General features: G+C 48.6%; 9 protein-coding genes. All 9 read right to left on the bottom strand.

Annotated elements, in window-relative coordinates; all coding sequences use genetic code 11:
- Positions 1 to 2,700, bottom strand: coding sequence for a glycosylhydrolase-like jelly roll fold domain-containing protein (locus AB4Z45_RS23945; protein WP_441912086.1), 2,700 nt, complete (start codon positions 2,698 to 2,700; stop codon positions 1 to 3).
- On the bottom strand, positions 2,697 to 4,229 hold the full coding sequence (locus tag AB4Z45_RS23940) for an ABC transporter substrate-binding protein (protein ID WP_441912084.1): 1,533 nt from the start codon (positions 4,227 to 4,229) through the stop codon (positions 2,697 to 2,699). Before AB4Z45_RS23940 ends, AB4Z45_RS23945 begins: the two co-directional genes overlap by 4 nt.
- Positions 4,230 to 4,325: 96 nt before the next feature.
- Positions 4,326 to 5,924: a response regulator gene (locus AB4Z45_RS23935; protein ID WP_441912152.1), complete on the bottom strand. Its 1,599-nt coding sequence runs from the start codon at positions 5,922 to 5,924 to the stop codon at positions 4,326 to 4,328.
- Positions 5,925 to 5,926: 2 nt separating this feature from the next.
- Entirely contained in the window at positions 5,927 to 7,693 is a 1,767-nt protein-coding gene (locus AB4Z45_RS23930; RefSeq protein ID WP_441912082.1) for a histidine kinase, read from the bottom strand.
- Positions 7,690 to 8,322, bottom strand: a complete 633-nt coding sequence (locus tag AB4Z45_RS23925; protein ID WP_441912080.1) for a TetR/AcrR family transcriptional regulator — start codon at positions 8,320 to 8,322, stop codon at positions 7,690 to 7,692. The genes AB4Z45_RS23930 and AB4Z45_RS23925 overlap by 4 nt, the downstream gene beginning before the upstream one ends.
- An 8-nt stretch (positions 8,323 to 8,330) precedes the next feature.
- Positions 8,331 to 9,536: a pectin acetylesterase-family hydrolase gene (locus tag AB4Z45_RS23920; RefSeq protein WP_441912079.1), complete on the bottom strand. Its 1,206-nt coding sequence runs from the start codon at positions 9,534 to 9,536 to the stop codon at positions 8,331 to 8,333.
- Entirely contained in the window at positions 9,524 to 10,459 is a 936-nt protein-coding gene (locus AB4Z45_RS23915; protein WP_441912078.1) for a poly(ethylene terephthalate) hydrolase family protein, read from the bottom strand. The genes AB4Z45_RS23920 and AB4Z45_RS23915 overlap by 13 nt, the downstream gene beginning before the upstream one ends.
- Before the next feature lie 1,091 nt (positions 10,460 to 11,550).
- Positions 11,551 to 12,405, bottom strand: a complete 855-nt coding sequence (locus AB4Z45_RS23910) for a sugar phosphate isomerase/epimerase family protein (RefSeq protein WP_441912076.1) — start codon at positions 12,403 to 12,405, stop codon at positions 11,551 to 11,553.
- Between the two features lie 47 nt (positions 12,406 to 12,452).
- Entirely contained in the window at positions 12,453 to 13,490 is a 1,038-nt protein-coding gene (locus AB4Z45_RS23905) for a zinc-dependent alcohol dehydrogenase family protein (RefSeq protein WP_441912075.1), read from the bottom strand.
- Positions 13,491 to 13,498 lie beyond the last annotated feature (8 nt).

Genomic DNA, 13,498 nt, shown 5'->3' with positions numbered 1-13,498 from the left:
TTACTCCCCGCTTCCCTGGCTGATCGCAGATGAACCAATAATGCTAACTGGACCCAGCAAGCCAGAAGGCTCCTGCTGGACGAACTTGGAGAACCAGTCCTGCTGATTCTTCGCTAGTGTATTGGTCACCTCAATAGTCACTTCATTCACTCCTTGCTTCCAATAGCGAGCGATATTCCATACATAAGGCGCACACAGCTTCACACCGACATCCTGACCATTAACCCACACCTGTGCAGTCTCATAAACCTGCCCCAGATCCAGCCATATCGGGTCAATTATTTCACCAGTTAATTCACCAGTTACGACACACTCATACTTCATCGTGCCAGAAAATCTCGGCAACAGGTCGCGTGAGCTCATATTACGAAGCTCCTTCATGGTCCTCCAAGGTGTGAACGTTGGATATTCTTTTGCTGTAGCCAGGGAAATGCTCCACTGGACATTCTCAATCATACGTCTGGATAAAGCACGATCCGCACTGGCATACAGGCTCAGATCTGTCCCAAGTGGAGCACGCTGCCACTGGCCTATTGGTGCCGGTAGACTCCCCTCTTCTCCATCCGGTACACGAAGCAAAATTAGTGATTCATAAGTGCTCAGTCGCAAATCAAGCTGATAGTTCTCTCCTGCCCCTACGCGATCCACCTTGTTAGTGAATGCGTCATAACGAAGCCATACACCAGAGCCTGGGAGCGTAATGCCAGTCTCAATCGGCTGATCTGGATTCTCATTGAACAACATGAGAACTTCCAATTGATCATGACGGTATTGGTAGGCTCGTAGATAAGGCTGTTTGTCCCTGAGCACCAGCTCATTCATCCCTCGGTCGATAAGCATCTCTGCCAGAAGCTTCAATGGGGTTATAGTAACCTGAGGGTAAGCCGCCAGCTTCTTCAGCACTTCCTCGCAAGGTACAGATTGGCTCGCTCTTACTGGCAATGCATCAATGAAGATAATAGACAAACCAGCTGATGCGAGCTCAGTAAGCTTATCCAGCCATTCTATTGGCAGCGCCTCGGCATAAGGTACGATTAGGCAGCGATAGCGTTCTTTGTGCACCGCTAGCTCCCCATCGATAACTTCCGAAGAAACCAAGATATCGATCGGCAGCACATCGCAGTCGATTTGGCTCTGCATCAACTGCTTCACAGGCTCCTGGAACAGCATGTATTCCCCGGACCATTCAGCCTCAGCGTGATATAGCACAGCAGCACTCGCAATATGCTCCCCGTCATTCAACAAGTGGCATACCCGATTCGTATAGTCATTAAGCAGTCGGTAATACCTGAACTGCGGATTATACCCTCTGGCATAGAAGTGCGGCGGGCAATCCCAGTCAGGGAACTCTTTCTGAGAAAAAGCATGCGGCACAAAATGATTGACGCCTCTAACCAGCATATGGTCGGTCAGCCACTTCATCAGCTTCAGCCCTTCCGCCCAGCCGTAAGCGCCGAAGATTTCGCAAAAGGTTCTTCCTTGCTTCCTAGGGTCGATATGTCCCAGTGAAGCGGCTAGTTTGGTCATCCCGTAATGGAAAAAGACGCTGTCTGTCTTTCCGCCCATCCATGAGAAAGACATTTCATCAAACCCGGGTACAATTTGCCATAACACGACATCCAGACCAGACATGTCCTGCCCCTCCAGCGCACGGAAGAAATGCCCTGCTCCGCAGCCCAATCTGGCGTGTACATTATTGTCCTCCATTAGATGGCCGATATAGGCTACGCCGCGTTCTCGGCACCAGTCTCCAATCCGCCTGCTGAAGTGCTCCGCGTACAGCTTGCTCACTACGTTCATGTAGGCGTAGCGCACAGCAAACGTCTGAGGTCCACCCTCATGCCAGAGCAGAGGCAGATGCTGCCGCAGGTTCTGACCGTATTCTGCCTCCAGCAGCATGAGCAAATCGGAGTGCCACGGCAGAGCCATCTTGGCATCGCCAAGACCCGAAGCATAATCGTACGATGCTTTGCTGTTATAGAAGCCAGGCTCATCCGAGAAGAAACCTGCAAATGCGACGCCAAAATCATCCTTGTAGCGTGCGTAATAGGCTTCGTAGATTGTATCGATCAGAATCTGCGTCGATTCCGGCACGATCGGGTTCAAATAATCTTTGCGGCGATCATCCCCGCCTTCCCGGGTGACGACGAACAAGCAGATCGTCCAGTAGCCTTCCGGCACAGGCCAATAAAGAACCCCGTCTTGCACTGAAGCTTCGAGATCTATTGCAATAAACTCCCCATCCAGCTCGCCCGTAACTGGATCACGCCTAGCTGCAGCAGCACCGACAGGTCTTGCTCCGTCTAGCACCGACCAGGGGCGCAGCAGGAATGAAGCTTCAGGATCGGGACCGCGTGCATCAATTCGACGCTCAGAGAGGAACTGCCGCTGGTGTTCCAGCGGCGCGTCCTTCACCTTACCTGCTGCGTGTCCTGTCGGAAAATGATCATCGTCGAAGACCCAAATTTGCATGCCATGCTTCCGGGCTTCATCCATAATGGTGTCCATATCCTTCCACCACTGTGGACCAAGCATATCAGGGTGGGGACGGGATTCCACACATACGGCATGGATGCCCGCTTCCCGTATACGAGCCAGCTCCTCACGAATGACCGCCTCTTCTTCTCCGCGCTGCCAGAAGAACGGAAGAATATAATTCCGTTCCTCACCACTTAGCAATTCATGAAGTTTACGACTCATAGCACACCCTCTGCTTTCGCCCATTCATCCAGCTGGCGCTGCTTATCCGCAATAACCTTATCGATTCCTGCGGCCTTCAGCTTCTCAATAAATTGCGGCAACACCTTATCTGGGTCCACAGAGCCTGTTTCCAGAACAAGATAATATTGCGCGATGACATTGGATACTGCCGCTATTTCTGTTTTGACGGACTCCGGATTCATCGTAAAGCCCATCGCCTTGGATTTAATCGCCTGCTCATTAAAATCCTTCATCTTCTGCCAAATATCCGGGTCTTCTCCCTCAAATACATAAGAGAGGAACTGGTTGCCAAACAGCCAGCTCATATTTAAATTGTAGCCGTTCGTCAGCATCGTGACGCCTTCTGGATATTTGATGACATGATCGGACACTTTGACATAATGCTTTCCTTCAATACCCCAATCTAGCAGATTAACAAGCTCAGCATCCCCATACATCAGATCCAGAAACTTCATGGATGCCACCGGATTCTTAGCTTGACGCGGAATCCCCCACATAATGTTCAGCACATGATCTGTCATGGATACAGGATTAGACAAGGTTGCACTAATCATTTCCTTGCCAATGGATCTGGACTCCTGCGCATCAAATCCCGGTTTCAGCTTAGAGAGATAACCAAAAGCTCTATCAGCCTTCATTAATTCGATTTGGCTCGACTTGTTAGTTGCTGAATCTTTCAACGTATAACCCGCTTCATACCAGTTCCTCATCCGTTTCAGGAGCGCAGCATATTCCGGAGACTCGATGCTATTAACAAGCTTCAGACCATTATCGTAGCCTGGTAGCACGCCCATCCCGTTGCTAAGACCATCATGCCAGCTGTAGCTGGTTAGAAAGGAGAAGCCAGCTCCGCTAGGAATTAGTGGCGTAATGTCTGGTTCATTATCTTTAATGATTTTGAGCGCTGCTTCTACATCATCCAGTGTTTTAATCGCACTCGCGTCGATTCCATGCTTATCTGCAAGATCCTTGCGCATTGTAAATCCGTTGGCTGTTGCCAAGTCTCTCACAGGCGTGACGCCGTAAACCTTTCCATCTACCTTACTGGCGTTCAAGTAGTCCGGGTCAAGCGCCTTGCGAATATTTTCTCCATTCTTCTCAAGCAGCTCATCGAGCGGCAACAGCTGTCCTCTGGACACTTGGGAGCTAAATCCAAATGGTGATCCGACGACAATCAGATCCAGCTTCTCATTGCTCGTCAGCATTAAGTTAACCTGCTGGGCATAAGCGCCGTAATTGATTGGCATCAGATTAACCGCTACATTGATTTTTTCCTTTGTAATTTTGTTAATCTCATCTTCTACTGCCTTCATATCCGGTGGCGTGCCGGTTACACTGAGAAAAGCGACATTCAATTCATCGATCTTTTGCGATGCTTCCTCGTCTGTTGTTCCGGGGCTGTTAACCGGATCTTTCGTCAATCCGCCTGAATTTCCGTTCGAACCACATGCGGATATGAGCAGCGATAGACTCACTAAACTTGCGAATAACCATGTCTTCTTGCGCATTTTGTTTTCCCCCTGGCTTGATCATTTGGCTTTCTCTTGCCATTATAGCGGGAAGAGGACCGCATCCTCTGCTTGAGATTCGACCTTTGACTGACGTCATTTCGACTTTGCAAGGGGGGCACCTCGTCCGTGCTGGCGAAACTCAATTGGGCTTAAGCCTGACTGAGCCTTGAACAACTTTGCAAAATGAGAAAAGTTCGAGTAGCCCGTAGCCATCGCCACGGCGCTTACAGGAAGCTCAGAATGAATAAGCAACTGCCTAGCCAGCTTGATTCTCTCCTGCAAAATATACTCTGGAATCGTACAGCACAGCTCTTTTTTAAATAAGCGGGTCAAATAGTCCGGATGCAAGTATACGTGGTTCGCTGTCGTTTCTCTGGACAGATTCTGATCCAGATTGGATACAATATAGCGGGTCGCCCGTTCAATCACATCGCTAATCGAGGACGGATGTGTGGTATTCACAGCCTTCATAATGACATGGGCAAGCCAGCGCTCCAGATCGGTAAGCGAGCGGGATGCAGCTTCCGCCAGACGCAGGCTCTCCTCATCACAGAACATGAGATGTGCTTGAACCCCTTGCTGCTGCAGGTCTGCATGCGCCATTTGCAAAAAATTCTCCTTCAGCGCACGCAAATAATCGCCATCTATTCCCGTTTGATCCCGCAGCCCATGGATGCAAGCTCTCGCTTCTTCCAGCAGCCTCTCCTTCACGCCTTGCCTCATCATCGCTGCCCAGCCACTCATATCTGGCAGAGCTGGAGGCGCTGCTGCAAGACGCTTTGCCTCATTCAGAGCAACATAATGGATTCCGGTCACATTATCTCTGTCTAAATTGTGTAATTGAGCCAGCAGAGCAGGGAGTTCATGTCCTTCTACTGGCCGCCCCCCATAGCAATATAATTCACAGTATAAATGTACACGACAAAACTCAACCAAGCGGCTACACATGATGGCAAGTCCGTTCTCTAGTTGTTCCTGTTCCACAGGCATAATAAGCAACCAAGCGTCATTCCCGGCAGGTACAACGACACTGCCTAACGTAAGCCTTCCCAGCATCTCTTTGCCTGCGTTCTTGAGCCCATATTCCAGCAGCTTCCGATCTCTGACCAGGAAGTCCTGCTGCCAACCACGTATGATCATTAACACTGGCAGAACCAAGGAGTCCGCAGGGAGAGATACTTGCCTTGCCGCCGCTTCCTCTGCAAAAATCTCACTCACTGCCGGAATGGTTTCATTCAGAACATCCAGCCAGAAGCGCTCACGATTTATATCCTGCTGCCGAGACCACCAGTTCTTAACCCGCTGCGCATCCGCCAGTTCTTGCTCGCGCTTCACAGCATCTGCCGCCTTGCACAGTGCGGCTTCCAGCTCTTCCTTGGTCAGCGGCTTCAACAAATAATTGGAGCAGCCCAGACGTACGGCTTCTTGGGCGTAGTGAAAATCCGCATGGCAGGTCATCAGCACAGGAACGGTGCGAATTCCCTTCTCCCGCATCCACTTCAGCAGCTCTAGTCCGCTCCGCTGCGGCATTTCAATATCGCATAGCAGAATATGAATCTCCTGTACCTCAAAAATCCGCTCCGCCGCAGTCGGATTGTAAGCGACATAAACGTTGGAAATACCAAGCTGCAACCAGTCCACCATTTTTTTAACCGCTTTCACAAAATGAATCTCATCATCTACGATCAGCACGTTCAGCAAGGTGTGCTCTCCTCTCCTTCCGGGAATGACTTCATGGGTAAGCGAACTTCGACTCGAGCCCCGCCTGAATGAAGATTAAGAAAGGTAAGGTCGGCTTTTCCGCCATACAATAGCTCCAGTCTGCGCCATGCATTCCAGATGCCATGCCTGCTGCCGTCCTCCCGCTCCAAGTTCCTCTTCTCATTTAAGAGCTGCAGCAGCTCTGGGGTAAATCCTTCTCCGGTATCTTCAATAACGAGTAGAATGCGAGGCAGCTGACCATCTGATTCCAGCTTTCCATGAATCGAGAGCCGGAATGGCGCTTCCAGCGTAAAGGCGTGCTTGATGGTATTCTCCACAAAGGTTTGAATCACAAGCGGGGGAATAGCGAGGTTCAGCAGATAAGATGGCACCTCAATTTCACTGCTCAGCTGATCTGGAAACCGCAGCTCCTGAATACGTATATAATTGCGCATATGCATCAGTTCATCCCCGAGAGAGACGAGTGAGACATGACTACGGAAAATGTAACGGAAATAGTCCGAGAGACAACGTGACATCTCCTGGATTAATTCATAATTGCGTACAGCAGCCAAACTGTGCAGCATGTTGAGGGAGTTTAAATAAAAATGGGGATTGATCGTTGTCTGCAGCTGCCTAAGCTCCGCCTGCTGTTTGCTTAATTGTTCCTCATAAACATGGATTTTCAGTTCTCTGATGTGGGAAAGCATTTGGTTAAAATGATCGTTAACGACGCGAAATTCTTCGGTTGAGGCTTTAGATTCTGGAATCCCTTGCATATGCCCTTCACCGATTCGATTCATGGCAGACAGCAGTCTTCTGATCGGGAGCAAAATCATCTTGCGAAGCAGCACCAAACTTAAGGGAATCAGCAATATTGAACCCACAGAGACAATCCTATTCCAGCTCCAGAGATTGAAAAAACCTTTCAAAATATCTTGCTCCGGTATAAGCGCAACCAGTCGGAAACCACCATGCCGAGATCGTTCACCTACCGTCAGATAACGTTCCGGAACACCTGATAAGCTATATCCACCAGAGGCAAAGCTTAAATCAATTTGTTTTTCGCGAACCACTTCAGCATGCAGCATAGGTTCTCCAGCTTCTGTAGAAAATAGCGAAAAACCGCTCTCGCCTAAATTAATCAGGTTAAACGGAATGAGAAGTGTGTCCGCCTTGACCCAGGCGCCAACATAAGTGTTGGGAGCTGCCTGAAGCAAGCGGAGAATATAATAGCTGCCATCGATCTGTCGTACAAGCCAGTCACGCCCCCCAAGCTCAGACTGTGTGGGGGACGTATTCAGCTTACGGGTAACCTCACCTGATACCGCTACTCTTTCCAGATAGGATGGGCGTGGACTGAATGCTTCTATGAAGCTTGCATCTAGTGTGCTATAAATAAAAAAGCCGTCCACTGCTCCATTACGGGAGTTTTCGTTCCATAGTTGCTTGGACAGTTGTACCTTTAGCAGTGCCGTCTCGGCTTCTGGCTGCCTTCGGTCCAGCAGCAGCAGGTTCGGGTCAGAAGCCACCATGTTTATTAAGAAGCTGTCGATTTCATCGAGAAGCCCATCAATTTGATTCATATAAAGGGTGATAAAGCTCTGATTGCTCTCAGCGACTTGCTTACGTACTACTTGAGCGGCATAATATTGGTTGAAATTGAGCAGCACAATGAGCGGAACCAAAATGGCGGCTACGCCCACAATGAGTTTGAATCGCATCGTATTTCGAAGCTTGCTTCTGCGCTGTGTATTCATTGCCTTTCCCATAGGCTAAGCAGAAAATCCTTATAACGCGCATTCTGCTCCAACTCTTCTGCCTTGGTTGCGTCACCGTTCTGCCGGCAAATCAAGACAGACTTTTGTAAATAAATGAAGTACAAATGTGTAATCATTCGCGTCCGTTCGATCCAAGCCAGCTTCTCATCATTAGGAATTTCGGCTGCGCGCTCAGTGGCAAAAGCACTCATCGACAGGCGTGTCTCCTCGCTGATCAGCTCCTTGAATGCCTCCAGTTCTGCCGGATTCTTGCCCATACTCGCGTAATACACACTAAAGAGCGAATCATAATAGAGAAGGTCTGGCTGGTGATCTCTTAACCACAAATACTTGTCGAGAATGGCTTCAATAGAAGCACGCGGGGATTTAAAATCGAACTCCACCAGCAAGCGTCCGAACATGCGCTTCAGATTATCTACATACACTTCAGTGGCCAGCTCCTCCTTATCCTTAAAATGATGGTACAAGGTACGTCTGGACGCGCCTGAGCGGGTAGCAACGAGTACCAAATCCGCACCCTCAATCCCCTTCTCGCAAAAGGCGGCCAGCGCCGCCTCTTTAATCATTTCTCTGGTAAGCTGCAGTTGTTTCTCTCTAAGCTTCATCATGTGCTCCCCTATCCTGTAGTGCTAAGCTCTTCGGCAGCACTCGTGCTCGCTTCTGCGTCGTTATGCAGGAAGCGTGTGCCTCGAGAGCTGCGTTCTTGCTTGTGAATAATGCTATCCAGCCATTCCACTAATTTCTGCCCTTCCTCCTCTGCATCATAGAAGGCTTGCATCGGCAGCAGCGTATGCGGAGTCGTGTGATTCTCCTTATCATAGCCGTATTCTGTAAGAAAATAATAAAAATTAGGCAGTTGTTCGTCAAGCTGGCGGGTAGCCGCCCGAAACTGCTGGCTCCATGCCTCCAAACTTTGCGGGTCAATATCGTCTCCTTTGCCATTAAGACGGTTCTGGAATGAGGTGAGCACCTTGTCATTAATCGTACAAGCATGCATGAGCACAGCATGAGCAGGCATGGCCTTCGCATTGTGGCGGAACGCCGCCCCAATCATATCTGTCTCCATCGGAAATGCGAACTGGCGAGTGAAATCATTATTCCACTGCTTGTTTACAATACTCGGCCATTGCTCGGAAGCAAGAAAGGAGCTGTCAGAGAGATGATAGATTTCTGCATCTGCATATTGGTTCGCAATGTCACTGGCATAGAAGGCTGAACCAAACCCACCAGCACTGGAGCCTGTAATCAGAAGCTTATCCGGTGTGTCGAAATTAGCATACACCCATTTCAGCGCTTCCTGCACATTATTCCTGCCATTATGACGGATATGCCGCACCTTCTTTCCCTTCTCATCGCTGTAAGTAACTGCAGCGTTGCCGGTATGGAAGTCAGCTGAGGCATAAGGAATGAAGACGACATTCCACTCGGAGAACGGGTTGTCTGGACGTTGATCGAAGATCCCACGGTGCATATTAAAGATGTAGAACGGAATTCGAGCGAAATAATAGCCAAATTGCCCGTACTTGAGATAAGAACGCAGGGACAACGGGATCTTCGCTGTCTCTGCATCCCAGCAGGCCCCGCCCCCGCAGAAATAGACCATCAAATTTCGGCTGCTGCCTTTGCGAGAATACAGGCAAAACGTTGAACCATCCGTGGCCATTGTCTGCTTGCTAAGCTTTACCTTGTTCCACTTGCCCGGTTTCGTATCACGGAAGCTATTCTTTTGGCTTGGTCTTTTGAAAACCTTACGGCTGACAAAGACAATGGAAAGGACTGCCACTGCAACAATAAAAAAGAATGTTCGCTTCAGCCTTTGCATGCTAATTCCCCTCTTCTCTCATAATTAACAGCCTTCAGTCCTTGTGAATGGACACCGCTCCAGCCTTTATTGCGGTACAGCTCCGGATGCTCTCCAGTAAAAGCTGTCGCTGCATCTGAATCATCAGCCAACCGATAACGCAGCCATGCGGTCAAATAACCTCTATGCATGCCGCCCTGCCCCATGCTCTCTAGATGATGTGCCGCCCTCGTCATCGCCATAACAGCTGCTTGGCCTGATCGAACCGCAGCGTAGGCACTCCGATTGGAGGATTTTGGCGAAATCATAAAGTCATGCGTTCCCGCCATAAAAAATAATGCAGCAGTTTGCGTTTCGATCTCATAAATATCCTTGGGTTCACACCACATCTGAGCAGGCAGCGCAATCGTAACCACCGTCTGAAGCGGCTCATCCAGATAATTCCCTGCATTCAGAACCCCTGTGGCGCCTTGGGAATGACCCACTGCACCAATGCGATCGATCAGCAGCTTGCGATAAAAAGGGCTTGCAGGATTAGCATTCTCCTGCAGGGTATAACGGACCGTATCTGCAACTTCCCGGCCTGTGCCCGTATGACGGCAATAGCTGTCGATTACAACAAAGCCCCACGTCGCCAAATGAAGCAGCAGCGCATCATAATTCTCAGGCTGAGCATCCGAGCCATTGCCCCAAACAATAACAGGACAAGCTTCGTCCATCTCATCCGGGCAATAGATTTTGTATTGCGGATTCCCATCCTCTGCCTTAATTACCACACTTCTGCTACGATACAGCCCTGGTTCGCCATAACGCTGCTCCACAGGTTCTGGCTGATAGCGGTAAAGCCACCTTCGTAATTTAAGCGGATACATGACTAGCAGATAGACCGGAATTAAAATCCACTTTACCCAGGTGCGGGAAGCTGGCTTCTCTGATGTTATCATCCGTGCTTGCCATCCTCTCATTTTCATTTCGCATTACACCAAGATTACTTACTGCACACCGTGTGTAATGAAAGTATAATAAAGGACACTGCCACTGTCAATGCAGGATTTGTGTAGTTGCGAATTGTAGTGGCTAGGGACGAAAATAAGGGCAGAAAAGTGCAGCACTTTAAGGCTTTTGTGTGGGTAAAAATCGGGTAGGAGGCTACCCATTAGTTGAGTAGCCGACCTTTTTTACAAAGGCGGTTTTTATCTGGTCGGATTCAACATTTGGATTTAACATAGCTTTTTTATAAGGAGTAAAACATAGTCATCACCGTAATGTACTGTTTTGTCGACGATTCCAGTTCCATAGGATGTATCTCCATTTATTTTAAAATTCCAATAGTATGGCTAGTAAATAGCATCTGTTTTAGCTTATGTTTTTCCCAGTTTGAAATCGGCTGCATTAAGAGTAAATATTAATGAACATTCGATATGCCTTCATAATAACAAGGCTGTTATGAGTTCTTTATCACAAAAAAAACACCCCGAAGGGTGGTCCGCATTACAATCATCATTCTATTAACATTTTTAGACTCTAACATTGGAGATGGAGACTGCTTGTTGAAAGACATTTATAAAAAAATAAGCCATATAGAGTTGTTATACTCACATACGGCACAAAACGATTTAATAGTACTAAAAAATATGGACTATATCTCTTTGGTAGGTAAAAACAAATGGCCGTCATCAAAAAGATTTTCATTTTGGCTCCAGTGCCTATTTAACCTTCCAAAAGCTTCCTTATCAGATAAAGATAACACTTTAATCATTTCTCCAGCAAATAACACCCATCCTTTACGGTTACTTTTTAGATACAATATTTTTTAATATAATTGATTTTATCCATCTTAACTAATCTACAATTGGGAACAAGAGGGCTTATTTTAATCTGCATGTCCAGTTTATTTAATAATGGCGCTAAACGATCTCATTCTTTTTCATAGATAGTAAACTCTAAACCATATTGATAGATTCCATTTTCTATTTCTTGTTGCCAAACAATACATCCAATTACAAGTGGTATTTCGGCAACTGGCTGGCATGGCTTATTGCTCTTTCTTCCAATCCAGTTCGACCAGTTTGGACTGCAAGAAGGCAATGTTCTGCTTCGCGTACCAGTCTGGATCGGATTGACGTGAATGGAACCCGATTTCCGACGTAAGATAGCCTTTGTAGCCGACGTCCTTCAATGCGTGGAGTACGCCATCGAAGTCGCAGCGTCCATGACCTGGCGGAAGCCGGTCGCTATCGGAGAGATGAATATGATGAAGCTTATCGGCCATGCGGTATACATAATCGCTCGCAACTTCATTGCGGTACAATGCGTGGAACGTATCAAACATGAGCTTAACGTTATCCTGACCGGACTGCTCGCTTAGGAGAAGCGCGTCATCCGCAGATTCGATGAGGTTGCTGTCAGTCGGCGTCGGTTCAACGACTATAGTAATGCCAAGCTCCTTCGCGTATTGCGCCACATCGACGAGCGCTTCTAGACTGTAGTCCCATGCCTGCTTCTTCGAGGTTCCGTATACGGCCCAGCCCGCCAAGTAAATGACGGTCGGACATTCCCAATCATGAGCCAAACGCAGCACTTCTTTGTAGTGATTAACCGTATACGCTCTTTCTTCAGCAATCGGCGAGCTTGGATTATGGCCAGGACCGCCTCCCGGAGCTGGCAGCAGCGATGAAACACTCAGCTTTTCCTTCTTCAGCAGCTGGAGAATATCTTTGCGGCGCTGTACGGACACATGATCGGGCCATGCATGCGGGCTAGCGCAGCCGATTTCGATGCCGTCGTAGCCAAATGAAGCAAGACGATGAATGACTTCTTCTAACGGGTAAGAAGGTACCCAAACCGGAAAGCTGCTGTACACCCATGTATTAAACGAAATCCCTTTCACACTGAACACAACCTCTCTATTTTATATCATCCATGGACGGATTAGTATTAGTCCCAGATAAACACGGCTTTCTCCGTTAATCTCTCATCGAACATCCGGAATGCGGTCGCAGCTTCATCCAGCTTAAACGTATGCGAAACGAGTTTCTCGACAGGCAGATTACGCTCGATGATGAAGCGTGTAATTTCGTCGTACTCGAAAATCGGGAAGTACCAAGAGCCCATTACCGTGATTTGCTTGCGGATCAGCTGATTGCTTGGATTGATCGTCAGCTCCCGGCCCTCGCCGATAAAAGCTGCACGGCCGTGCGCACGCAGACTGTTCAATGCTGTGTTTTGAGCAAGCGGACTGCCGGAGCAATCTATCGCCGCATCCGCCCCGCGGCCTTTCGTAATTTCCATAATGCGTTCGAGCACATTTTCTTTGCTATTAATGACGTGATCCGCCCCCAGCTCCTTGGCCAATTCAAGACGTTCATCCAGCATGTCGATCGCTATGACAGTTGCGCCTAAGCCCTTAGCAATCATGACACCCGCTCCACCCATCGGCCCTAGACCGAAAATAACGAGTGTGTCTCTGCCGTTAATGTTCATTCGCTTCTGTGCGTGGTAAAGCGTACCGACCGCATCGGTGGAAACCGCCGCGACGAGGTAGCTCATCTCATTCGGAATACGCATGCAGTTCTCTTCTGGAACTACGACGTAATCCGCATCACCGCCATGTGTATCGAAGCCGATGCATTTCCATTCCGGACAAAACATCTTATAGCCGCTCTTGCAATGCTCGCACTCGCCGCAGCCGATCGCCAAGTAAACGGCAACGCGATCGCCGATCTTGAAGCGTGTAACCCCGTCTCCCGTCTGTGTAATTTCTCCGGCTGGCTCGTGACCAGGATGGATGCAGCCAGATTTCGTTGATTCTCCGCCTACGACGGGGTTGCTGCCGTAGTAGAGGCTCATGTCGCTGCGGCAAATTGCCGATGCCTTCATCTTAATGAGAACCTCGCCGCTGCCCGGAATTGGAATTGGTACTTCTTTCACTTCCACTTGCTTATCACCTGGAAAAACAACCGCTTTCATCGTCATCTCTGTAC

Source organism: Paenibacillus sp. MCAF9 (assembly GCF_052114265.1).
GTDB lineage: Bacteria > Bacillota > Bacilli > Paenibacillales > Paenibacillaceae > Pristimantibacillus.
This window is presented reverse-complemented; position numbering and strand designations above follow the sequence as displayed.